This window comes from Bradyrhizobium valentinum (assembly GCF_001440405.1).
Lineage (GTDB): Bacteria > Pseudomonadota > Alphaproteobacteria > Rhizobiales > Xanthobacteraceae > Bradyrhizobium > Bradyrhizobium valentinum.
Map to the genome: position 1 here is coordinate 104,511 of NZ_LLXX01000090.1, position 23,682 is coordinate 128,192.

The following is a 23,682-nucleotide window of genomic DNA, read 5'->3' on the forward strand; positions in this document are numbered from 1 at the left end:
GGGCGGTAGTGTCAGCCACTGGCGGCGGTGATGCTCATCGGGTTTTTACCACCGCGCAGAACTGTTCCGTGACCGCCGTCGTTTCCTCGGTGACGTTCCAGCCGTTCGTCTCGGCCTTTTCCTTGGCCACCTTATGCTCGTTCTGAAGCATCTTTTTGATGAGCGCGTACGGTTTCCAGTCGGCCTTGGACAGCTTGACGGGGGGCGCACCGCAGACGTTGTGGGCAATCGCTCTCTGCACGCTAGTGCTGACATCGCTCATGTGGTCCTCGACCACGGCGGTGAAGCGCGCCTTGGCGTATTGGCTGTTGGCTGCGATGAAGTCCTTGCAGAAGGTGGCCCGTTGACCTCCGTCGCGGGCCTTGATGTAGGCCGTCTGCGTTTCATAATGGAGGCGGTAGGCGAGTTTGTTGGCGTTCGGGTCGGATTTCACCGCCGCAAGCATGGCGCGGTGGTCATCCGAGGTGGCGTCATTGATCCTGATGTCACATACTTTGGCGAGGGAGACGACCGGAACGTAGGCCCGCACCTTGGCTTCCAAAGCATCGTTGGCGTGCGCAACTGGTGCGAACAGGCTGGCGGCGATTGCGAAAACAGCGAGACAGCGTTTCATTGGTGACATGCTCCAGATCACCGAACAGCACGCGGCGGGGTTGGCGTCGCGGTGGCCGACCGCACACAAGCGCGGCGACCCCCGCCGCGAAGCGTCCAGCCCAGAAAGCGGGTTGAGCAACTTATTGCTCGAATTCCTTGGGCGGCTGTCAAGCGCCGATCTTGATCTGGATTATGGTTCCGCTACGTGACCGAGACGGCAGGTCGCAAACGCCGCCTGCGCCGGACTTTGGCCCTGTTGGCTATCCGGCCCCGAACCCCTGCGAATTAAAGGGTTTCTCGGGTATTTGGGATGGAGGCGGACGGCGGCGGATAAGGAAAAATAGGCCGCTGGCTCCCCGGGCTGGATTCGAACCAGCGACCATTCGATTAACAGTCGAATGCTCTACCGCTGAGCTACCGAGGAATAGGCGAAACAAAGGTTCGCGAGCGGGGAGCGTATAACAAAGCCTTCCGGGCTTGCAAAGGACCAAATCACCGGCTGCGCCGTTACTTGAGGCGAGGGAGGAAAGCGCCTGTGGCACAACGGTTTGTCGTCATTTTCGCCCCTCGGGCAAACGCTGACGGGAACCTGGCAGGTGCAATTCCGTCATCCCCAGGCGTCAAGGATCGGGCCGCTAATTCGACTCAATCGGCCCGAAGGCTCCGTTACGCTGGGTTTCACGGGAGTTGATTCGATGCCAGCCATCGCGAACGACCTGATGCGCGCGGTACCTTCGATCGTTCCGAGCGACATTCCCGCCATGAGCGACGACGAATGCCTGCTTCGGCTCGCGCAAGCCATTGAAGAGCACGATACCGAACATCTGGATGAGGTCGCGCGGTTGATCGCGCGGCTCGCGGTCCCGATCGAGTAGGCGGCTTTTCCGCTACCCAAGGCGCCGGCTCGGCGACAGACGTCCGCGTGTTGCGTTTTGCCGGCGCTTGTACCAAAGATGACTCCGGTTTCAGCTCTTCCGGCGGTCATGCCGCATGCTTTCAGGGTCTTAAGCTATGTCCGGTTTTGCGGCCGCGCGCCAGAAAATGGTCGATGGTCAGGTGCGTCCGAGCGACGTAACCGATATCCGAATCCTCGATGCCATGCTGGCGGTGCCGCGCGAGGCCTTCGTTCCCGATAATAAGCAGGCGCTGGCCTATCTGGACCTCGATCTCGATGTCAGCGAAGGCGGCTCGGCCAAACGATTCATGATCCAGCCGGCGGTGCTGGCGAAGATGCTGCAGGCGGCTGAGATCAAGGAGGCCGACCGCGTCCTGGTCGTCGGCTGCGCCACCGGATACGCCGCTGCCGTGATCGCTCGATTCGCCTCCCAGGTGACTGCGACGGAGAGCGATTCGGCGCTGGCGGCGAAGGCGCAGGGGATTCTGGCCCGTCTTGGCTGTGGAAACGTCACTGTCGGGACCGCTGCGCCGGCCGATGGAGACCCGGCAAACGCGCCCTACGACGTCATCATTATGAACGGTGCAACCGAGATCGTGCCGGAGCGGCTTTACGGGCAATTGCGAAGCGGCGGCCGTTTGGTGGGCGTTTTTGCGATGTCGCGGCCTGCGCGGGCTACCATCGTGACCTGCCGGCATGGCGACTTCGGTCACCGGTCGCTGTTCGATGCCGCTGCCCCGGTGTTGCCCGGCATGGAACTCGTTCCCGCCTTCGTTTTCTAGCCTTTCAGCCGTTTCCAGGCCCAATAATCGCCCTCCCGGGCCGGCTAAATCCCCTTCGAAATCAGAAGTGTGGCCGGATTGCCCCACGTAAAGAGTTTCGACGCCGTTCGCTTGCAGGGTAGTTTCGTCCAGCCGACGCGCAGAATAAGGTGAGCCGGGACTCACTTCGAGTGAAGCGACGTTCGGTTAATGATCGTGTGCGATCATGGTCATGGGCCGGGCGACCATAAAAATGATTGGATTGCTTGGGATGCGTGGGGTGAAGGCATTTGCCGGGGCTGCGGCCGCGGCCCTTCTATTGGGGTGCATGGGCTCGACGCCCGTCTTGGCCGACACGATAGAGGCAGCGCTGGTGCGCGCCTATCAGAACAATCCGCAACTCAATGCGCAGCGCGCGCAGGTGCGCGTCACCGACGAGAACGTGCCGCAGGCGCTGTCGGGCTACCGCCCCAGGGTCGCGATCACGGCAAGCGCGGGCGTCCAGTATACGGATACGCTGAGCACGCAGGGCGGTACCCCCGACGTCCTCGTCAAAACCCCTATTGTCGGCGCCAATGCACCGCGCAGCGTCGGCGGCACTGTCACGCAGACGCTGTTCAACGGCCAGCAGACCGCGAACAGAACCAGGGCAGCGGAGAGTCAGGTTTCCGGCGCGCGCGAGGCCCTGCGGGCACTTGAGCAAACCGTCTTGCTCAGTGCCGCGACCATCTACATGGACTATCTGCGCGATTCCGCGATCGTCGAGGTGCAGAAGAGCAACGTTCGCGTGCTCGAGCAGACGCTGAAACAGACGCGCGACCGCTTCAATGTCGGCGAAGTCACGCGCACCGACGTTGCGCAGTCGGAGGCGCAGCTCGCCGCCGGCAAGACGCAGCTCTTGACCGCGGAAGCTAACCTGACCACGACGCGCTCGAACTTCCGCCGCATCATCGGCAACGAGCCGCAAGCGCTCGCGCCGGGCTCGCCGGTCGATCGCTTCCTGCCAACGACGCTCCCGGCTGCCGTCGAGCTCGGCCTGACGCAAAATCCGAACGTCACCGCGGCGATGTTCGGCATCGACGTCAGCTACCTCCAGGTCAAGGTGGCCGAAGGCGCGCTGTTGCCGACGGTCACGCTTCAGGCCTCGGTGCAGCAGTCCTATGAGCAGAGCCTGATCCAATTCAGGTCGTTCGGCGCGTCCGCGATCACGCAGCTTTCGGTGCCGATTTATCAGGGCGGCAGCGAATACTCGCTGATCAGGCAGTCCAAGGAAACGGCGGCGCAGCAGCGCCTCGTTCTCGACCAGACCCGCGACCAGACCCGCGCCAACGTGGTCACGGCATGGGGGCAGCTCGTCGCCGGCAAGGCGCAGGTCGCCTCCGCGCAAGCGCAGGTGCAGGCCTCGGAAATCGCGCTGAACGGCGTGCGCGAGGAAGCCAAGGCCGGACAGCGCACCACGCTCGACGTGCTGAACGCGCAACAGGCGCTGGTCAACGCACGCGTCGCGCTCGTCACCGCGCAGCATGACCGCGTGGTGGCGTCATACTCCGTGCTGAACACAGTCGGACGTCTGTCGCCGCAGGTGCTTAACCTGCCGACCACGGTCTACGACCCGAGCGTGCACTATCATCAGGTGCGCGATAGCTGGGCCGGCGTTCGCACACCCGACGGCCGCTGATCTCCGAGTAGATTTCCGCACAGACGAGATGAAATCGTCGCCCGGCGCCTAAAGCGCCGGGCGCTTTGCTTGCAATCAATTGTGGCCATGACGTACCGTTTCTGGGGCGAGCTGAGCGATTCGCGCCGCGTCTTTGCATCTCACAGACGCGTGGCGGGTTGCGTTTGAGGGGAAACAGGACCTCCGCGCGATGCAGCGGACGGGCTTGATCTGGGGACAAGTCAGGCTTGTGCGATGAAAATCCCGGCCTGCATATCCGGAACCGGCAATTCCTTCGTGGCTTTGGTGTAAAATGGTTTCGATGTGGAGTCGGAAATGACGCAACCTGCAAAGGTCCAAGAGCCCTCGATGGAGGAGATTCTGGCGTCGATCCGTCGCATCATTGCCGACGACGAGGCGAAGCCTGCGGCTGCCGAGAAGCCGGCGAGCCAGCCCGCCGCCGCGAAACCGGTGATGAAGGATATCCCGCCGTCGGCGATTGCCCCGGCGCCGAAGCCGGCTCCCGCACCGAAGCCGGCCCCGCCGCCGCCTGCACCTGAACCGGCCGCCAGCAACAACCAGGACGACATCGACGCGATGCTGGCGAGCCTCGATGCGGCGACGCCCGAGGCGGACATCAGGCCGGCGCCGCAGCCCGAACCCGACGTGTTCGAACTCACCGACGAGATGGCATTGCCGGAGCCGACACCACCTCCCACCGCAGCAACATTCAGCAAGGTCGAACCGCAGGACGACATCGAATTCACCGAAGCCAAGGCGTCACGACGCCAGCCGGCCTATGAGCCGCCGCCGTTCGAGAGCGCGCCAGCGCGACCAATTTTGTCGCATTCGACCGTCTCCGCCGTGGAATCTGCCTTCAATTCGCTCGCCAATACCGTGCTGAGCAACAACGCGCGGACGCTGGAGGATCTGGTCAAGGAAATGCTCCGGCCCATGCTGAAATCCTGGCTCGACGACAATCTGCCGGGATTGGTGGAGCGGATCGTCAAGGCCGAAATCGAACGGGTTTCGCGCGGCGGGCGCTAGTGCCAAGGCTAATCCCAAGGCTGCGTCGAGGCTGCATCAAGGCCGCCTCGGCGGGCATCGATCGCGGACCCCATTCGTAGCTTCAAACCGGCGTTACCGCGGCTCCCTGCTGCCCCCGGATTGACTTGTCAGGTTGACTTGAGGCGCTGCGGCGGCTTTCTAGGGGCCGTCCGGTGCCGATCACATCAGAACCGGGCGCTACCTCGCTGTTTTGATACGTATTCTTTGAGCGGACCGGCGACGGATTTGCTCAGAACGCCCTCTACATCCCCAATTGCAGTGCCATGATCGAGAAAAACTACCAGCCCGCCGATATCGAAAGCCGCATGTCCCGGATCTGGGAGGAGAGCGGCGCGTTCAAGGCCGGCCGTCCCGAGCGCAAGGACGCCGCGCCGTTCACGATCGTGATCCCGCCACCGAACGTGACGGGCTCGCTACACATGGGCCACGCGCTGAACAACACGCTGCAGGACATCCTCTGCCGCTTCGAGCGCATGCGCGGCCGCGACGTGCTGTGGCAGCCCGGCACCGACCATGCCGGCATCGCCACCCAGATGGTGGTCGAGCGGCAATTGATGGAACGGCAGGAGCCGGGCCGCCGCGATCTGGGCCGCGCCAAATTCCTCGAACGTGTCTGGCAGTGGAAAGCCGAGAGCGGCGGCGTCATCGTCAATCAGTTGAAGCGGCTCGGCGCCTCCTGCGACTGGTCGCGCGAGCGCTTTACGATGGATGAGGGCCTGTCGCGCGCCGTCGTGAAAGTGTTCGTCGAGCTGCACCGCCAGGGCCTAATCTACAAGGACAAGCGCCTGGTGAACTGGGACCCGAAACTGCTCACTGCGATCTCCGATCTCGAAGTGCAGCAGGTCGAGGTCAAGGGCAGCCTCTGGTATGTGCGCTGTCCGATCGATGGCAAGAATTTCAGTCCTGAAGATCCCTCCAGCTTCATCGTGGTTGCGACCGTGCGTCCGGAAACCATGCTCGGCGACACCGCGGTCGCGGTCCATCCGGAGAACGAGCGGCTGAATCATCTGATCGGCCAGCATGTCATTCTCCCGCTGGTTGGCCGCCGCATCCCCATCATCGGCGACGAACACGCCGATCCCGAAAGGGGGTCTGGCGCGGTCAAGATTACGCCGGCGCACGATTTCAATGACTTCGAAGTCGGCAAGCGCCACGGCCTGCCGCAGATCAACGTGTTCGACAAGGAGGCGTGCCTTTCCCTTGTCGACAACGAGGATTATTTGCGCGGTCTGCCCGAAGGCGCGCTGCAGCTTGCCGAGGAGTTGAACGGGCTCGACCGCTTTGTTGCGCGCAAGAAGATCGCTGCACGGCTGGAGGACTTTGGCTTCATCGAAAAGATCGAGCCGAACGTGCACATGGTGCCGCATGGCGATCGTTCCAACGTCGTCATCGAGCCCTATCTGACCGACCAGTGGTATGTCGACGCCAAAACCATGGCGCAGCCGGCGATATCAGCCGTGCGCTCGGGCGCGACCACCTTCGTGCCGAAGAACTGGGAAAAGACCTATTTCGAATGGATGGAGAACATCCAGCCCTGGTGCATCTCGCGTCAGCTCTGGTGGGGTCATCAGATCCCGGCGTGGTACGGGCCTGACGGCAAGGTGTTCGTTGCCGAGACCGAAGAGGAAGCCGTCGGCAACGCGCTCGGCTATTACGTCGAGCAGGAAGTCATCACGGAAGAGCAGGGGCGCGAGATGGCGCAGGATCCTGCCAAGCGCGAGGGATTCATCACGCGCGATGAAGACGTGCTCGATACATGGTTCTCGTCAGGGCTGTGGCCGTTCTCGACGCTCGGCTGGCCCGATGAAACGCCGGAAGTGAAGCACTATTACCCGACCAACGTTCTCGTTACCGGCTGGGACATCATCTTCTTCTGGGTTGCCCGGATGATGATGATGGGCTTGCACTTCATGAAGGATGCGCCGTTCTCGACCGTTTACATCCACCGTCTGGTTCGCGACGAGAAGGGCGCGAAGATGTCGAAGTCGAAAGGCAACGTCATCGACCCGCTCGGCGTCATCGACGATTTTGGCGCGGACGCGCTGCGCTTTGCGCTGGCGCGGGGCGCAGCCCACAGCCACGACATCAAGCTGTCGCCGCAACTCGTCGAGACCAATCGGAATTTTGCGACCAAGCTGTGGAATGCATGCCGCTTTGCCGAGATGAACGGCTGCGAGAAGCCCGCAGGCTTCGAGCCGGCGGAGGCGAAGCAGACTCTCAACCGCTGGATCGCGCATGAGACATCGCGTGCCACACGCGAGGTTACCGACGCGATCGATGGTTATCGCTTCAACGATGCGGCCAATGCGATCTACCGCTTCGTCTGGAATGTCTATTGCGACTGGTATCTCGAACTCGCAAAACCTGTGTTGATGGGCGAGGAGGGCGCAGCCAAGGCCGAGACCCGCGCCATGATCGCCTGGGCGCGCGATGAGATCCTCAAGCTGCTGCACCCGTTCATGCCGTTCATCACCGAAGAGCTTTGGGCGGTGACGGCGAAGCGCGACGGCCTGCTGGTGCTGGTCGAATGGCCACGCAAGGCGAGTTCGGTCACGGCGGAGCAGATCGCTGCGATGTCACTGGCAGGGCCCGGCGATCCACTGGTCGCGCCGGCCATGGCTGCGCTCGACGCCGACGATTTCGCCGATCCTGCGGCTGAAGCCGAAATCGGCTGGGTGGTCGATCTCGTCACCGCCATCCGTTCGGTCCGTTCGGAAATGAACATCCCGCCGGCCACATTGATCCCGCTGGTGCTGTCGGGTGCGACTGCGGAGACCAAAGAGCGCGCCCAGCGCTGGAACGACATCGTCAGGCGGTTGGCGCGGCTGGCGGAGATCAATTTCGCCGACCGCCCGCCGGAAGGCGCGGTGCAGTTGCTGGTGCGCGGCGAAGTGGTGGCCCTGCCGCTGAAGGGCGTCATCGACCTTTCGGCCGAAAAGGCCCGGCTCGACAAGGAAATCGTCAAGGCCGACGCCGACATCAAGCGCGTCGACGCCAAACTCGGCAACGAGAAATTCGTGGCGAATGCGCCCGAAGACATCGTCGAGGAAGAAAAGGAAAAGCGCGAGGCGGCGGTGACGCGAAAGGCGAAACTGCAGGAAGCGCTGGAGCGCTTGAAGATGGCGTCGTAAAAGCGGCGCACCTCTATCTCCGTCATCCTGAGGAGCGCGCTTGCGCGCGTCTCGAAGGACGACGGCCACAGCTCTGGCCGCTCATCCTTCGAGGCTCGCTGCGCTCGCACCTCAGGACGACGGATCACGGGCGCGGGGCTACCTATGCTGGACCACATCTCCATCACGGTTTCCGACTTCGCCGCCGCCGAACGATTCTACGACGCAATCATGCAGGCCTTAGGCGTGGTCAAGGTCGGCCGCAGCGACCGCTGGCTCGGCTATGGCGAACGGGCTGATGCTGAGCATCCGGATCGCGTCTACATCGCCATCTATAGCGGCCCAAAGCCGGATGAGGCCACCGGCCGGCACTGGTGCTTCAAGGCGAAGTCGCGAAGCGAGGTGGATGCGTTCTGGCGCGCCGGTATCGCCGCCGGCGGCACCGGTGATGGCCCACCCGGTCTGCGGCACTATCACACCGCCTATTACGGCGCGTTCCTGCGCGATCCCGACGGCAACAAGGTCGAGGCGGTCTGCCATCGGGCGGAGTAGCAGCGCGATGGTTGTCGGGATCAGGCGCTTGCCTCGTCAGCCTCAGACGAACAGAAAATCGCTGGCGTGGAGCTGACTCAATGTCGTGTTCTGAATCTCGATCGTGTTGTTGGCGTCGACCGTAATCATGACGCTCGTGCCAACCTCGGCCATGTGCGACTGGAGCGCGCTGAAGTCGGCAAACACTGCTTTGTCGATTTGAACGCGGTCCTGGACACCATCGGTGTTCTGAAAGTCGGCGACCGTGTCCTTGCCGCTACCGGCAGCGAAAACGAATGTATCATTGCCGGACCCGCCGGCCAGATAATCGTTTCCGCCGCTACCGATCAGCCGGTCGTTGCCGATGCCACCGTACAGGAACTCGTTGCCCGTACCGCCCTGCAGGCTGTCGTTGCCATCGTCGCCATACATCCTGGTCGCCGCGGGGCCGCCCTTGAGCTGGTCATCGCCGGCGTCGCCGTGTATGACGTCCAGCCCGCCGCTGCCGGAGAGATTATCATTGCCGTCGCCGCCGTTCATGACATTTGCTACCCAGGAGCCATAAAGCTGATCCCTGCCGGCGGCGCCATCGAGCAGGGCGCCGGTGTCGCCGGTGCTGGCCTTGATGATGTCGTTGCCGTCGTCGCCATAAAGCTGATCGGTCGCGGTCGCGATGCCGGCGCCGCTATTGAGCGTGTCGTCGTTCGCACCGCCATGGATCACATCCGCGCCGGCGCCGCCGTTGAGGGTATCGTTGTCCGCTCCGCCGTTGATCACGTCCGCGCCGGCGCCGCCGTTAATCAGGTCCGTGCCGGCGCCTCCTTCAAGATTGTCGTTGTCGGTCGACGATCCGAAGAACAGGTCCTGATGACCGGTCATGTCATAGTGGATGGACCTGTTGTGATAGAGGTTCCAAGTGCCCGGCGAGCTCGTGTTGACCGCATCGGAAACCGACAGATGCTCGCCGTTGACCGTGATGTCCTTGATGTAGAGGTTGCGGTCGCCATTGGTGCTGGTGAAGTCGTTGATAAAGGCGAGATCGAGACTCGATATGCTGCCTGGATTGGGGAATGTGAAGGTGAAGGTCTGGAATCCCGATGCGTCGGTGGCATTGTGGAATTCGACCGTGCTGCCGACCTGCTGCCCGTTGATCAGAAGCTGCATCTGGGCGCCAACTCCGTCGACGACGGGGCTGTAGCCTGTCACCGTCACTGACGTCTCCGTGAGTTTCGGAATTGTATCGGGGCCGCCGGTAATGGTGTCGTCGCCACGGCCTGCCTTGATCGTGTCGTTGCCCAGCCCGCCCGACAGCACGTCATTGCCGCCGCCGACATCCATCAAATCGGCAGACGGAGAACCCGTCAGCGTCTGACCGGGCGGCTGGTGCTGACCTCCGTACCACTCAGTAATCAACCCCTGCGCAGGCTTGCCTTCGGGCGAATAGCCGATCGGCGAATACTTGTTGTTCGTATCCCAATTCCAGATCGACGCGCCCCTGAACCAGCTTCCGCCTTCCGATCCCCACACCTGAAAGAAGGCGTTGAAGGCATCGTGTTGCTCCTGGACATCTTGCGTCGTGCTGTCGGCCCAGCCGCCCGGGCTGATATTGGTTCCGTCGACACTGCGGTAGCCGGTCTCTGTGAAGAACACCTGCTTGTCGTACTGCAAGGCAAGTGAATGGAAGAAATCGACCGGCGACATGTGGTTCATCACCTTCGCCCAGTAGTCGTCGGTTGACATGCTGTTCCATGCATTGACCATCTCCTCGACGGTCGGGTCCGTTTTCGTCGTCAGCGGCGGATAGGCGTTGATTCCGATGACATCAACCTTGTCCCAGAAGCTGACATTGATGGCTTCGTCGGTTGCGGCCGCATAGGTGATCTCGCCTTGGAACACGGCGCGTATGGAATCGATGAGGTCGACCCAATAACTTCGGTATTCAGGGCCGGAGAGCTTGCCCAGCTCATTTCCGATCACAAGCATGCTGACGCCTGCTTGTTCGGCGATATCAGCCATATGAACCATTTGGTTCTTGTAGGAAGCAAAGAAAGCGGCGGGATCGTTCGGATTGAGGACGTATGCAAGCGAGCCATCGAGGGCCGAGACCATGGGCTTCAGCGTGACCGAAAGGCCGAGCGCCCCGGCATTTGCCATGGCCTGCAGAATGTTGGCGTCGCTCTCGGTCTTGTTGGGATCGGCGACGACATCATTGGATGTCCTGGTCTGCATAAAGAGCCGCGGAGCGAGCTCGATCGAGTTTGCATTGGTGCTCGCGATCGCCTGCATGGCGGCAAACGCGGAACTGGCGACGAATGCGCCATTGTAGTTGGAGAGGAAGCCAAATCCCTGAACAGGAAACACGCCCGCCATCGTACAGCTCCTTTTTCACTTGAAGTTTCTGTTGCTGCTTGGTGACTCCGTGGTTTGCGCATTACTCGGCGTGTTCCACGTGTTCGACGCAATACAACCTATGAGCACTTCACTTTTCGCAAAGCGAAACAGCAGGCCACACTTACGCGTTCAACGTGGGCGTGTGGTGACGGGATTGAGTCGATGTTGCGATTGTTGAAGGAGCGATGCTCGTCGTTACTGCATCGTTACTAGTTCGACTCAAACCGAAAGGCTTGCACAGGGAACTTCGAGCTCTTCACGCGCGTAACGCGACGGCAAGCATGCGTAGGCTCGATGAGCGAAGCGAGATCCGAGTCCGGTTAATCCCGCATACTGCTGTGTTCGTATGGGCTACTTGCTGAAGATGGGCGTCAGTCGCCAGTTCCGTCATTGCGAGCGGATCGAAGCCGCACGCATCGAGCAATACGGAGCCCAACCCCGGCGAGATGCTCTTCATCAATAGCCACGCATCCGAAGCGCCCGGCCGGAAATAGCCGGTGCTTGCGGCGCGCGTGAATGGGTTGGCTCGCGTTGAAATGTGATTTGACAACGCGTAAGTCTGGCCTTACGCGTTAGCGATGGCTTACGCGAAGAGTGGGTGGACGGCGCTCGCTGACGCGACCAGGCGCACGATATTCGAGCGGCTGGTCGATCATCCGAGCTCGGTCAGTGGACTGGCGCGTGCCCTGCCGGTCAGCCGCCCCGCAGTCTCGCAGCACCTGAGGGTCTTGAAGGACGCTGGGCTCGTGGTCGACGCGCCGGCCGGCAAACAGCGGATCTACCGCGTCGATCCCGCCGGGTTGGCAGCCCTCCGTGCGGAACTCGACGTGTTCTGGAGCAAGACGATGGCAGCCTACAAGACAGCCATCGAGCAACCACCGGAGGAGCCGAAATGAGCACTCAAGCAGCAATCGCATCTGTCAAGCACTGTATCGTGGTGGAGGCGCCCATCGGGCACGCGTTCAAGGTCTTCACCGAGGACTTTGGCCGCTTCAAACCCGCCGAGCACAACCTGCTGAGCGTGCCGATCGCCGAGACGGTATTCGAGCCTCGAGTTGGTGGCCATCTGTACGACCGCGGCATTGACGGCAGCGAGTGCCGATGGGCGCGAGTGCTAGCTTACGAGCCGCCCAATCGACTGCTCCTGAGCTGGAACATTAGCCCGCAATGGCAGATCGAGACCGATCCGAATAAGACCAGCGAGTGGGAAGTGCGATTTACCGCCGAGACGGCGCACCGGACACGCGTTGAGATCGAGCACCGACACCTGGAACGCCACGGCGAGGGTTGGCAAAGCGTGCGCGATGGGGTTGCGGGTGATCAGGGTTGGCCGCTGTACCTGCAGCGCTTCGCTGATCTGTTAAGCCGCCCATCCTGACGGTCATCCCGCGCAATTTTACGATGACAGTGCTGGACTGCACTGTCACCCGTAATTGTCATTGCGAGCGAAGCAAGCAATCCATTTCTCCGCTTGCCGAGAGGTGGATTGCTTCGCCACCCGGCATTCCCTGCGCCCTCTGATCTCCATGAGGGTAAGACTAGATGCAAACCTCGGGCGCGCTGTGCCGCGAGATCGCGACGGCGCATCTATCGTAGGATGGGTGGAGCGAAGCGATACCCATCAATGCCGATACGTGGGGCGATGGGTATCGCTTCGCTCCACCCATCCTACGGACTTCGCTCGCAACGACGATCTCGTGCTCCAATTGTCAAAACGGCTTGCTCAAAAACCTCGACCCCTTCAACCCGTAGCGCCAGGGCAGATCGACCGCTTTCGTGATGCCAATCCGCACGCCCGCAGCGATGTCGGCATTGCCGAGCCGCGCATGCAACGCGAACGGAGGGACGTCGAGCGGCAGCTCGTTGTGTTTGATCGTGATGCCGAGCGCTTCCGTGAGCTTACCCGGGCCGGAGCACAGCGCGCGCTCGTCCTGCAGGCCGCGGCGGCGGCGCATCGCGGGCAGACCGTGGGTCGGCTGCAACGCGCGGATCAATACTGCGCTGGCCGACCCTTCTGCCTCGGAAACGAAATTCACGCACCAGTGGATGCCGTAGGAGCGATAGACATAGGCGAATCCCGGCGGGCCGAACATCACGCGGTTGCGCGGCGTCGGCCCGCGGAACGAATGCGCGGCCGGGTCCAGATGGTGATACGCCTCGACCTCGGTGATGATACCGCCGACGCCATCGACCAAGAGCGTCGCCCCGATCAGGTCGGGCGCGACCTCGTGCACGCTGCGGTTAAAAAACGAGCGCTTCAGCGGCTTGCCGAGGCGAGGGGTGACGGCATCGGCCGGCTTGGAATTTTGAGCCATTTTCAGGTGGGAATCACGGCGGAACAGGTGAAAACTGCCAATATCTTGCACGTTTCTGCTACGCTCAGCGAGCTAAGTTGCGGCCTCCCGCAACTGGATTGCGGACCTTCCGCAATCGGATTGCAGTCTCCCGCAATCGGGTTGCAGCCACAAGCAACACAGACTAGCTAGGTATTCTCGCAATATTCGGACTTAACATGGTCGTGCTCGTCGATACCGTTTCCGTCAACCAGGTGCGCCCGCGTCACCCCGAAAAGGTGAACCGGCCGGATGCGCTGTCGCCGCCGAAGCCGGACTGGATCAGGGTGCGCGCGCCGAACACCCGCGGCTATGCGGACACCAGAAAGATCGTCAAGGAGAACGGCCTCGTCACGGTGTGCGAGGAGGCCGGCTGCCCGAACATCGGCGAGTGCTGGGACAAGAAGCACGCCACCTTCATGATCATGGGAGACACCTGCACGCGCGCCTGCGCGTTCTGCAACGTCAAGACCGGCATGCCCGGCGCGCTCGAAGCCGCTGAGCCGGAACATGTCGCAGAGGCGACCTTCAAGCTCGGGCTCACCCATGTCGTGGTGACCTCGGTCGACCGCGACGATCTCGCCGACGGCGGTGCGGAGCATTTTGCGCGGACAATTCGCGCGATCCGCGAGCGTTGCCCAACCACGACCATCGAAATCCTCACCCCGGACTTCCTGCGCAAGGAAGGCGCCCTGGAAGTGGTCGTGGCTGCGAAACCCGATGTGTTCAACCACAATCTGGAGACCGTGCCGGCGCGCTATCTCAGCGTTCGCCCTGGTGCGCGTTATTTCCATTCGATCCGGCTGCTGCAGCGGGTCAAGGAAATCGATCCGACCATCTTCACCAAGTCAGGCATCATGGTAGGCCTCGGCGAGGAGCGGCATGAGGTGTTGCAGGTGATGGACGATCTGCGCTCGGCCGAGGTGGACTTCCTGACCATCGGGCAATATCTGCAGCCGACCCGCAAGCATCACGCCGTCATGCGCTACGTGACCCCGGACGAATTCGCAGGCTACGAGAAGGTCGCCTACACCAAGGGTTTTCTGATGGTGTCGGCAAGCCCGCTGACCCGCTCGTCGCACCATGCGGGCGAGGATTTTGCCAAGCTGCAAGCGGCGCGCACAGCGCGGGCCCGCTAGCCTCGGATTGAACCAATGCAACGCGTCCTCGTCATGGGATCCTCCGGGTCCGGCAAGTCGACATTTGCGCGGCGGCTGTCGGAGGTTACGGGCATTCCCTTCGTTTCGCTGGATGCGCTGTACTGGAAACCCGGCTGGAGTAACCGCTGATGCCGCGCTTTTCCAGCAAGCGCCGGGTTCATCACACCGCGGTGCAAATGTTCGATCTGGTCGCCGACGTCGAGCGATATCCGGAATTCGTGCCGCTGTGCCAATCGTTAAGGATACGTCAGCGCACGTCGAGGGGCGACGGCACCGAAATCATCGTCGCCGACATGACCGTGTCGTTCAAGCTGGTGCGGGAATCCTTCACCAGCCGGGTGACGCTGGATCGGCCGAACCTGAAGATCGCGGTCGAATATCTGAAGGGCCCGTTCAGCAACCTCGAAAACCGCTGGACGTTCGAGCCGAAGGCCGAAACCGACTGCGACGTCGGGTTCTTCCTGTCCTATGAATTCAAGAGCCGGATGCTGGCGATGCTGATGGGAACGATGTTCGATGCCGCGTTCCAGCGTTTTGCTGCCGCCTTTGAAAAGCGGGCGGACGCGGTCTATGGCAAGGCGGGAGCGGGGCCGCTCGGGACCCGCTGACGCCAGTGTGATCGGCAAGGCATTGGACCAATCCAGGAAATTCTCGAACAATCACGGAAGTTGAGATGACGACATTCGAACGCGTTGGCTTCATCGGGCTCGGAGGAATGGGACGCGGTTTGGTCAAGAACCTCGTCGCGAAGGGCGTGGCCGTGACCGCCTTTGATCTCAACCCCGCTGCGGTCGCGATTGCCCAATCGTTTGGAGCGACGGCCGCGGGCAATCTGCAGCAAATTCGCGATTGCCGTATTGTCATGATTTGCGTGAATGAGGCCGAGGACGTCGAGGCGCTGCTCACTGGTACCAATGGGCTGCTCGCCGGTGCGGCGCCGGGGTTTGTCATCGTGGACCACACCACGGGCAGTCCGCAGATGGTCGCAAAGCTCGACCGCATGGTGCGTGCGGCCGGCGGGCGCTACGCCGAGGCGCCGATGACGCGGACCCCGAAACACGCTGATATCGGCAAGGTCAACGTGCTGTTCGGCGGCGAGCGCGACCTGCTCGAGGACCTCAGGCCCTATTTCGAGCTCTATGCCGAAAACATCTTCCATATCGGCCCGCTGGGACACGCCATCCGCCTCAAGCTCATTCACAACTACATCGCTTTCGCCAATGTGGCGGCGTGGTGCGAGGGCTTTGCGCTCGCCGCAAAGGATGGGCTCGATCTGTCCCAACTGATCCGCATCATTTCGGCGGCGGGCGGAAAGAGCGGCATGCTCGATCTCTATGGCCAGGCCACGCTCGATGGCGACTTCACCCCGCTGATGTCACTGGCGAACGCCCGCAAGGACGTCCGCTATTACGCGCGCTGGCTGGAGGAGGCCGGCCTGCCGGGTTTCATGGCGGAAGCGGTGCATCAAACCTACCGGCAGGCGGCGCTGCTGGGGCACGATGGTGAATCCTGCACCGCCGTCATCAAGGCCTATGAGGCCGTGACCGGCGTTGAGGCGCGAGTAGGGCAGAAAGACCAACAACAAGGAACATGACCGGCCGCATATCTGATCTCGCACGAAAGCCGGTTGCTGGTGCTGACGCCATTCATTAAGCCGGGTCCAAATCCGTGATCCCGCAACAGAGGGACGAGACGATGGACGCAAATCTTCGAACTGGTGGACATATTCTGATCGAGCAACTCGCCTTGCACGGCGCCGATACCGTGTTCGGCGTGCCCGGCGAGAGCTTTCTCGCGGCGCTCGACGGCATATACCAGAGCCAGCGCGTGCGGTTCATCAATGCCCGGCATGAAGGCGGGGCCGCCATGATGGCGGATGCCTATGGCAAGCTGACGGGCCGCCCGGGAATCGCGTTCGCCACGCGAGGGCCCGGCGCCACCAATGCGTCCGCCGGCGTTCATGTCGCCTTCCAGGACTCGACGCCCATGATCCTTTTGCTGGGCCAGGTCGGGCGCGACATGATGGAACGCGAAGCGTTTCAGGAAATCGACTATCGGCTGATGTTCGGACCGATGGCGAAATGGGTCGCCCAGATCGATGATGCGCGGCGAATTCCGGAGTTCATCTCGCGCGCCTTCTTCACCGCGACCTCGGGGCGTCCCGGTCCGGTCGTGCTGGCGCTGCCTGAGGACATGCTCACCGACACCACCGAAGTGCCGGATGCGCCGCCCTACAACCCGCTTCCTATCGCGCCCGATGACGGCGCTTTACGGCAATTCCATGCGCTGCTTTCGGAGGCGAAGAAGCCGTTCCTGATCGTCGGGGGCGGCGGATGGAGCGATCAGGCGCGCCGCGATCTCGAGGCGTTTGCGTCAGCGCATGAAGTGCCTGTCGGCGTTTCGTTCCGCTGCCAGGACTATTTCGATAATCTGCATCCCTGCTATGGCGGCCATGTCGGCATCGGCCTCGACGCAAAAATCGCCGACCGGATCCGCAGCAGCGATCTAGTGATCGCGCTTGGCGCGCGGCTGGGGGAGGCCACCACATCCGGCTACACGCTGTTCGATATTCCGAAGCCAAGGCAGCCGCTGGTTCACGTCTATCCAGATCCCGAAGAGATCGGCCGCGTCTATTCCCCGACGCTGGGCGTGGTCGCGAGCAGCGCCGCGTTCGCGGCCGCGATCAAGCGGCTGGAGCCGAAGCATCGATCGCGTGCCGACTATGTCAAGGCGGCACATGCCGACTATCTCGCCTTTGCCGAGCCGACGCGCTCGCCCGGCGACGTGCAGCTCTCGCAGATCGTGCGCGGTTTGAGCGATCGCCTGCCGCCTGACACCCTCATCTGCAACGGCGCCGGCAATTATGCCGTCTGGGTGCACCGTTTCTGGCGCTATCGGCAATTTCGTACGGAGCTCGCGCCAACGTCGGGCTCGATGGGATATGGCTTGCCGGCGGCCGTCGCCGCCAAGCTGCAGCATCCCGAACGCACCGTGATCGCGTTCGCTGGCGACGGCTGCTTCCAGATGACCGGACTGGAGTTCATGACGGCGGTCGAAAACCGGCTGCCGCTGATTGTTATCGTCTGCAACAACGGCATGTACGGAACGATCCGCATGCACCAGGAGCGGACTTATCCGGGCCGCGTCTCCGGTACCGATCTCGCCAACCCGGACTTTGCCGCACTGGCCCGCGCCTGCGGTGGTTTCGGCGCCCATGTGGAGCGGACGGAAGACTTCGCGCGCGCCTTCGATGAAGCCGTGGCAAGCGGCCTTCCCGCTATCATCGAGCTTTCGATCAGCCCGGAAGCGCTGACGCCGGTATCTTCGCTGAGCGAAACCCGCGCCAAGGCTCTGGCCGCGCAAGCCTGATCCCGACCTTAAGTCCGCGCCGGCCGGCGTCGTTTGACGGCGCTACGCCGCGGCGTTCGAGCCACCCGCGGACGAAGCCGGCTCATGGTCTGGCGGGGCGGTTTGACCGGCGGCTGTGGACCGCGCGCCAACTCGAGCAGCATCCGCAGCGCCTCCACGACGGAGCGCTGGCGCACGGTGGTGCGGCCAATGGCTCCAAACCGGAATTCGCGGTGCACGATCTTTCCGTCGCGCGAGGCGACCGCGAAATGGACGAGGCCGACCGGCTTGCCCGGCGTGGCACCGCCCGGACCTGCAATTCCGGTAATGGATACTGCGAGATCGACGCCGGCTTTTTCCAGGGCGCCGATTGCCATCGCAGTCGCGGTTTCCTTACTGACCGCACCAAAGGTCTGGAGTGTTGAGGCCTTGACGCCGAGCATCGCGCGCTTGGCTTCGTTGGAATAGGAGACGAAGCCACGGTCGATCACATCCGACGAGCCGGGAATGTCGGTGAGGGCGCCGGCGACCAGGCCGCCCGTGCAGGACTCCGCCGTTGCAATCGTCAGCTTACGCATCCGGCACAAATCGAGCAGCGAGCGGGAGAGGGCGCGGGCGTCGCTGCCGCTCATGTTACTCGCCCCAACCTTTATCGTTCCAGGGGAGACGGATGGTGGCACTCGCAGTTGCCGCGATGCCTTCCTCGCGGCCGGTAAAGCCGAGCCGTTCGCTGGTCGTCGCCTTGACGGCCACGCGCGAGATGTTGAGGCCGGTAATCTCGGCGATACGTGCGCGCATGGTATCGCGCAGCGGGCCGATCTTCGGACGCTCGCAGATCATCGTGACTTCGAGGTTGGCGATCCGGCCGCCGCGCGCAGCAACGCGATCGACGGCATATTTGAGGAACTTGTCTGACGCGGCGCCCTTCCACTGCGGATCGCTTGGCGGAAAATGCGAACCGATATCGCCGTCCGCCAGCGCGCCGAGGATGGCGTCGACCAGGGCATGCAGGCCGACGTCGCCGTCGGAATGGGCGAGAAAGCCTCTGACGTGCGGCACCCGGACGCCGCAGAGCATCAGATGATCGCCATCGCCGAAGGCGTGCACGTCGTAGCCGGTGCCGGTCCTGATGTCGCCGAGCTGAGCGGCAAGACGGGCTTCCTCGCGGGCAAAATCTTCCGGCGTGGTCAGTTTCATGTTTGCAGGATCGCCTTCAAAGGTTGCAACCGTCAATCCCGCCCATTCAGCGAGCGCCGCATCGTCGGTGAAATCGCTGCGCCCGTCGCGCGCGGCGCGGCGATGGGCATCGAGAATGACATCGAAGCGGAACGCTTGCGGCGTCTGCGCGATTCGCAGCCGTGCGCGTTCGGGTGTTGCCTCGACGTTGCCGGTATCGCCGACCTGCTTGATTGTGTCTGTGACCGGGATCGCAGGGACCGCCGCGCCGGTGCGCCCGGCAGCATCGATCGCGCGCGAAATCACCGCAGACGTCACGAAGGGCCGTGCGGCGTCGTGGATCAGAACGATATCGGGCTTCTCCGCGGCCAGCGCCTCGAGCCCGGCATGCACCGAAGCCTGACGCGTCACGCCGCCATTGGTGGGCGGCTGGTGGCGCAGTCCCGCGACAGCCTCATTGAAGATGGCGGCGTCGTCGGGATTGACCACCGGTTGCACGGCAAACACGTCCGGATGCCGGCAGAACGCCTCCATGGCGCGGAAGATCACGGTCTGCCCGCCGATCTCGCGATATTGCTTGGGCCCCCCGGCACCGGCGCGAAGCCCGCGTCCGGCTGCGACAAGGATGGCTGCGGTACGCTCAGGTCTGGGCATCTGGACTCAAATACGAACGAATCGGGGTTGAGGAGGAGCATCGGCGCGCTGGCGCACAGCCCTTACCATGCCGTATGCGGAAAAACAGAGCGTTTCCCATGCGCTGTGGGAAAAGCGGTTTTTGTTGCAGTGCACTTGCACAAATGATAGATCTGTCTAAAGTGTAGGCAAGAAGCTTGACTGCCCAAGATTTGTGCTCACAATAGGCGTCGACGGCAATGAAGCCGCCGCCCCAACCATGAGAACGCCGTGACCGGCCCGGAAAGTTCACGCTCTAAGCCGTTGAAAATAGGCGAGATTGCCGTCGCTAACCGGGTTCTTCTGGCGCCGATGTCCGGCGTCACTGATGCCCCCTTTCGACGTCTTGCCGCCACCCTCGGCGCCGGACTGGTCGTTTCAGAGATGACCGCTAGCGACGAACTCGTGCATGGCAGGCCGATGTCGCTTCTGCGCTGCGAGACAGCCGGTGTCGGGCCGCACGTCGTTCAACTCGCGGGCTGCGAGGCGCACTGGATGGCAGAGGGCGCAAGGGTTGCGGAAGCGGCCGGCGCCGACATCATTGATATCAATATGGGCTGTCCGGCGCGTCACGTCACTGGCGGCCAGTCCGGCTCAGCACTGATGCGCGATCTCGATCATGCGCTCAGGCTGATCGAAGCCACGATCGCGGCAGTGAAAGTGCCGGTGACGCTGAAGATGCGGCTCGGCTGGGACGATCGCTCGCTCAACGCGCCCGAACTGGCGCGCCGCGCAGAACAGGCCGGCGTGCAGATGATCACCGTGCACGGGCGTACGCGTTGCCAGTTCTACAAGGGCATTGCCGATTGGGCCGCCGTGCGCGCGGTCCGGGACGCGGTCTCCGTGCCGCTCGTCGTCAATGGCGACATCACCTCATTCGAGAAGGCGGTCCGCGCACTGGAAGTATCGGGGGCGGACGCCGTGATGATCGGGCGCGGCGCGCAGGGCCAGCCCTGGTTGCCGGGACAGATCGGCCGCCGGCTTGAAACCGGACAGGCGGAGACCACTCCGTCGCTCGCCGAACAACTCGCGCATGTGCGCGCGCTCTACGACGAGGTTTGCAGCCATTACGGGCTGCGCATCGGACTCAAACACGCTCGCAAGCATCTCGGCTGGGCCCTGGAGATTGCAGCGCAGTGCAGCCGCGCGCCGGCGGAGACGCTGAGGGGCTGGCGGCAAAAGATTCTAACGTCGGAGGATCCGCATCGCGTGCATCGATCGCTCCAGGACGCGTTCGACGATTTCGCATGGAGTGCTGCTGCATGAGTTCAGCCGCAGAACAACGCCGCGCCGTGCCCTCCGAGAGCGAGGCCATCCTTAATGCGCTGCCCAACCCGGTGCTGCTGGTGGCGCCCGACGGCCGCATCGTCGACGCCAACATCGCCGCCGAATCCTTCTTTGAGATTTCGACGCAATTCCTGCGCCGGCAGTCCCTGAAAGAGCTGGTGCCGTTCGGCAGTCCGCTGCTGGCGCTGATCGACCAGGTGCGAGCCAGCGCGTCGCCGGTCAACGAATACAAGGTCGATCTCGGCACGCCGCGCATCGGCGGCGACCGCCAGGTCGACCTGCACGTCGCGCCGCTCACTGAGCGGCCCGGCCATATCGTCGTGATGCTGCAGGAGCGCACCATCGCCGACAAGATGGACCGGCAATTGACGCACCGGAGCGCGGCACGCTCGGTGATCGCGCTGGCCGCGATGCTGGCGCATGAGATCAAGAACCCTTTGTCCGGCATCCGCGGCGCGGCGCAATTGCTGGAGCAGGCGGCCTCGTCCGAAGACCGCATGCTGACGCGGCTGATCTGCGACGAGGCCGATCGCATCGTCACCCTGGTCGACCGCATGGAAGTGTTCGGCGACGACCGCCCGGTGGCCCGCGGGGCGGTCAACATCCATTCCGTACTCGATCACGTGAAGCGGCTGGCGCAATCCGGCTTCGCCCGCAACATCCGCTTCATCGAGGACTACGATCCGTCCCTGCCGCCGGTGCTGGCCAATCAGGACCAGCTCATTCAGGTTTTCCTCAACCTCGTGAAGAACGCTGCCGAAGCGGTCGCCGATCTCGGTAGCGACGCAGAAATCCAGCTCACCACCGCTTTCCGCCCGGGCGTTCGCCTGTCGGTGCCGGGCAAGAAGTCGCGGGTGTCGCTGCCGCTCGAATTCTGCGTCAAGGACAACGGATCCGGTGTTCCGGAAGACCTGCTGCCGAACCTGTTCGATCCCTTCGTGACGACCAAGCAAACCGGCAGCGGGCTAGGGCTGGCGCTGGTGGCAAAAATCGTCGGCGATCACGGCGGCATCATCGAATGCGAATCGCAGCCGCGGAAGACCACCTTCCGCGTGCTGATGCCGATGTTCAATCCCACCAAACAGTTCGACCAAAGCAACCGCGACGGCGTTCCGGGTACGCTGCCGCCTGCCTCACAGGACGCAAGATGAGGAGTAACGATGCCCGCAGGTAGCATACTCGTTGCCGATGACGACACCGCCATCCGCACGGTTCTGAACCAGGCGCTTTCGCGCGCCGGATATGAAGTTCGCCTGACCGGGAACGCCGCGACGCTGTGGCGCTGGGTCAGCCAGGGCGAGGGCGATCTCGTTATCACCGACGTGGTGATGCCCGACGAGAACGCGTTCGACCTCTTGCCGCGCATCAAGAAGATGCGACCGAGCCTTCCCGTCATCGTCATGAGCGCACAGAACACCTTCATGACGGCGATCCGGGCGTCGGAACGCGGCGCCTATGAATATCTGCCGAAACCGTTCGACCTGAAGGAGCTCATCACCATCGTCGGCCGCGCACTTGCCGAGCCGAAAGAGCGGGTGACGAGCGCGGCCGATGACTCCGAATTCGATTCGATCCCCCTGGTTGGCCGCTCGCCGGCGATGCAGGAGATCTACCGGGTGCTGGCGCGGCTGATGCAGACCGACCTCACGGTGATGATCTCCGGCGAGTCCGGCACCGGCAAAGAACTGGTTGCCCGCGCGCTTCATGACTACGGCAAGCGCCGAAACGGACCGTTCGTCGCCGTCAACATGGCGGCGATTCCGCGTGACCTCATCGAGTCCGAATTGTTCGGCCATGAGCGCGGCGCGTTCACCGGCGCCAATACCCGCGCTTCCGGCCGGTTCGAACAGGCCGAAGGCGGCACGCTGTTTCTCGACGAAATCGGCGACATGCCGATGGAGGCGCAGACGCGGTTGCTGCGCGTGCTGCAGCAGGGCGAATACACCACGGTCGGCGGGCGCACCCCGATCAAGACCGACGTTCGGATCGTGGCGGCAAGCAACAAGGATTTGCGCATCCTGATCCAGCAGGGCCTGTTCCGGGAGGATTTGTTCTTCCGCCTGAACGTGGTTCCGCTGCGCCTGCCGCCGTTGCGGGAGCGGATCGAGGATCTGCCCGATCTCATCAGGCATTTCTTTTCGCTCGCCGAAAAAGACGGCCTGCCGCCGAAGAAACTCGACGCGCTGGCGCTGGAACGCCTCAAACAGCACCGCTGGCCCGGCAACGTGCGTGAGCTTGAAAACCTTGCGCGCCGGCTGGCCGCGCTTTATCCGCAGGACGTCATTACGGCTTCAGTCATCGATGGCGAGCTGGCGCCGCCGGCGGTCACCTCGGGCGGCAACGTCCCGATTGGCGTGGAGAATCTCGGGGGCGCGGTCGAAGCCTACCTGTCCTCGCACTTCTCCGGCTTCCCGAACGGCGTACCGCCGCCGGGCCTCTACCACCGCATCCTCAAGGAGATCGAGGTGCCGCTGCTCACCGCGGCGCTGGCGGCCACACGGGGCAACCAGATCCGCGCGGCCGACCTGCTCGGCCTTAACCGCAATACGCTGCGAAAGAAGATCAGGGATCTCGACATTCAGGTTTACCGGAGCGGCGGCTAGGGATTGCACCTGCCTCCTTCCGCAATGAAAACGGGTGATGCGGCTGGGGATCGATCGCTTTAGCGGTCGGATGGCCGCGGAATTGTCGCAATTCGG

The 23,682-nt window shown here is 62.9% G+C and carries 21 protein-coding genes and 1 tRNA gene; 16 read left to right on the plus strand and 6 right to left on the minus strand.

What is annotated here, in order from left to right; genetic code table 11:
- Positions 1-34: 34 nt before the first annotated feature.
- Together CP49_RS13975 and CP49_RS13985 are read right to left on the minus strand one after the other, a co-directional pair.
- Positions 35-613, minus strand: coding sequence for a hypothetical protein (locus CP49_RS13975; RefSeq protein ID WP_057850813.1), 579 nt, complete (start codon positions 611-613; stop codon positions 35-37).
- A 330-nt stretch (positions 614-943) separates the two neighbouring features.
- Positions 944-1,018: transfer RNA gene (locus CP49_RS13985), tRNA-Asn, on the minus strand.
- A 271-nt stretch (positions 1,019-1,289) separates the two neighbouring features.
- Between CP49_RS13985 and CP49_RS13990 the strand changes: the two genes are divergently transcribed.
- The 6 genes from CP49_RS13990 (at position 1,290) to CP49_RS14015 (ending at position 8,637) form a co-directional block, all read left to right on the plus strand.
- A complete protein-coding gene (locus CP49_RS13990; RefSeq protein ID WP_057850868.1) occupies positions 1,290-1,469 on the plus strand; it encodes a hypothetical protein in 180 nt (59 codons plus the stop codon).
- Between the two features lie 136 nt (positions 1,470-1,605).
- The gene (locus CP49_RS13995) at positions 1,606-2,271 is read left to right on the plus strand and encodes a protein-L-isoaspartate O-methyltransferase family protein (RefSeq protein WP_057850815.1); all 666 of its coding nucleotides are present in this window, start codon (positions 1,606-1,608) and stop codon (positions 2,269-2,271) included.
- A 250-nt stretch (positions 2,272-2,521) separates the two neighbouring features.
- A complete protein-coding gene (locus CP49_RS14000; protein WP_057850869.1) occupies positions 2,522-3,928 on the plus strand; it encodes a TolC family outer membrane protein in 1,407 nt (468 codons plus the stop codon).
- Positions 3,929-4,243: 315 nt separating this feature from the next.
- Positions 4,244-4,954 carry a PopZ family protein gene (locus CP49_RS14005; RefSeq protein ID WP_057850816.1) on the plus strand — a complete coding sequence of 237 codons (711 nt, stop codon included), beginning with the start codon at positions 4,244-4,246 and terminating at the stop codon, positions 4,952-4,954.
- A gap of 284 nt (positions 4,955-5,238) precedes the next feature.
- A complete protein-coding gene (locus tag CP49_RS14010) occupies positions 5,239-8,106 on the plus strand; it encodes a valine--tRNA ligase (protein ID WP_057850817.1) in 2,868 nt (955 codons plus the stop codon).
- Positions 8,107-8,250: 144 nt separating this feature from the next.
- The gene (locus CP49_RS14015; protein ID WP_057850818.1) at positions 8,251-8,637 is read left to right on the plus strand and encodes a VOC family protein; all 387 of its coding nucleotides are present in this window, start codon (positions 8,251-8,253) and stop codon (positions 8,635-8,637) included.
- Between the two features lie 42 nt (positions 8,638-8,679).
- Here the strand turns inward: CP49_RS14015 and CP49_RS14020 are convergent, their stop codons facing one another.
- A complete protein-coding gene (locus CP49_RS14020; RefSeq protein WP_057850819.1) occupies positions 8,680-10,986 on the minus strand; it encodes a glycoside hydrolase family 113 in 2,307 nt (768 codons plus the stop codon).
- A 599-nt stretch (positions 10,987-11,585) separates the two neighbouring features.
- Between CP49_RS14020 and CP49_RS14025 the strand changes: the two genes are divergently transcribed.
- Entirely contained in the window at positions 11,586-11,903 is a 318-nt protein-coding gene (locus CP49_RS14025) for an ArsR/SmtB family transcription factor (RefSeq protein WP_057850820.1), read from the plus strand.
- Entirely contained in the window at positions 11,900-12,385 is a 486-nt protein-coding gene (locus CP49_RS14030) for an SRPBCC family protein (protein ID WP_057850821.1), read from the plus strand. The genes CP49_RS14025 and CP49_RS14030 overlap by 4 nt, the downstream gene beginning before the upstream one ends.
- 331 nt (positions 12,386-12,716) lie before the next feature.
- On the opposite strand, the gene CP49_RS14035 is transcribed toward CP49_RS14030, so the two are convergent.
- Entirely contained in the window at positions 12,717-13,322 is a 606-nt protein-coding gene (locus tag CP49_RS14035; RefSeq protein ID WP_057850822.1) for a DNA-3-methyladenine glycosylase, read from the minus strand.
- A gap of 197 nt (positions 13,323-13,519) precedes the next feature.
- On the opposite strand from CP49_RS14035, the gene lipA reads away from it, so the two are divergent.
- The 5 genes from lipA to CP49_RS14055 all read left to right on the plus strand — a co-directional run bounded on the left by lipA (position 13,520) and on the right by CP49_RS14055 (position 17,869).
- Complete coding sequence (lipA, locus tag CP49_RS14040) at positions 13,520-14,479, plus strand: lipoyl synthase (protein WP_057850823.1); 960 nt, start codon at positions 13,520-13,522, stop codon at positions 14,477-14,479.
- A gap of 15 nt (positions 14,480-14,494) precedes the next feature.
- The gene (locus CP49_RS48625) at positions 14,495-14,629 is read left to right on the plus strand and encodes an AAA family ATPase (protein WP_276326510.1); all 135 of its coding nucleotides are present in this window, start codon (positions 14,495-14,497) and stop codon (positions 14,627-14,629) included.
- Positions 14,629-15,108: a type II toxin-antitoxin system RatA family toxin gene (locus CP49_RS14045; protein ID WP_057850824.1), complete on the plus strand. Its 480-nt coding sequence runs from the start codon at positions 14,629-14,631 to the stop codon at positions 15,106-15,108. Before CP49_RS48625 ends, CP49_RS14045 begins: the two co-directional genes overlap by 1 nt.
- A gap of 65 nt (positions 15,109-15,173) precedes the next feature.
- Positions 15,174-16,094 (plus strand): NAD(P)-dependent oxidoreductase, encoded by a 921-nt coding sequence (locus tag CP49_RS14050; protein ID WP_057850825.1) that lies wholly within the window; start codon positions 15,174-15,176, stop codon positions 16,092-16,094.
- 101 nt (positions 16,095-16,195) lie between these two features.
- On the plus strand, positions 16,196-17,869 hold the full coding sequence (locus CP49_RS14055; protein WP_057850826.1) for a thiamine pyrophosphate-binding protein: 1,674 nt from the start codon (positions 16,196-16,198) through the stop codon (positions 17,867-17,869).
- Positions 17,870-17,877: 8 nt separating this feature from the next.
- Here the strand turns inward: CP49_RS14055 and CP49_RS14060 are convergent, their stop codons facing one another.
- The gene (locus CP49_RS14060) at positions 17,878-18,480 is read right to left on the minus strand and encodes a CinA family protein (RefSeq protein ID WP_057850827.1); all 603 of its coding nucleotides are present in this window, start codon (positions 18,478-18,480) and stop codon (positions 17,878-17,880) included.
- Position 18,481: 1 nt separating this feature from the next.
- Positions 18,482-19,678: a bifunctional 2-C-methyl-D-erythritol 4-phosphate cytidylyltransferase/2-C-methyl-D-erythritol 2,4-cyclodiphosphate synthase gene (locus CP49_RS14065; RefSeq protein WP_057850828.1), complete on the minus strand. Its 1,197-nt coding sequence runs from the start codon at positions 19,676-19,678 to the stop codon at positions 18,482-18,484.
- 282 nt (positions 19,679-19,960) lie between these two features.
- On the opposite strand from CP49_RS14065, the gene dusB reads away from it, so the two are divergent.
- From dusB to ntrC, 3 genes are read left to right on the plus strand one after another with little or no spacing between them, the layout of a single operon-like run.
- Positions 19,961-20,962, plus strand: coding sequence for a tRNA dihydrouridine synthase DusB (gene dusB / locus CP49_RS14070; protein WP_082646015.1), 1,002 nt, complete (start codon positions 19,961-19,963; stop codon positions 20,960-20,962).
- Positions 20,959-22,134 (plus strand): two-component system sensor histidine kinase NtrB, encoded by a 1,176-nt coding sequence (locus CP49_RS14075; protein WP_057850830.1) that lies wholly within the window; start codon positions 20,959-20,961, stop codon positions 22,132-22,134. Before dusB ends, CP49_RS14075 begins: the two co-directional genes overlap by 4 nt.
- Before the next feature lie 9 nt (positions 22,135-22,143).
- Positions 22,144-23,586: a nitrogen regulation protein NR(I) gene (gene ntrC, locus CP49_RS14080; RefSeq protein WP_057850831.1), complete on the plus strand. Its 1,443-nt coding sequence runs from the start codon at positions 22,144-22,146 to the stop codon at positions 23,584-23,586.
- Positions 23,587-23,682 lie beyond the last annotated feature (96 nt).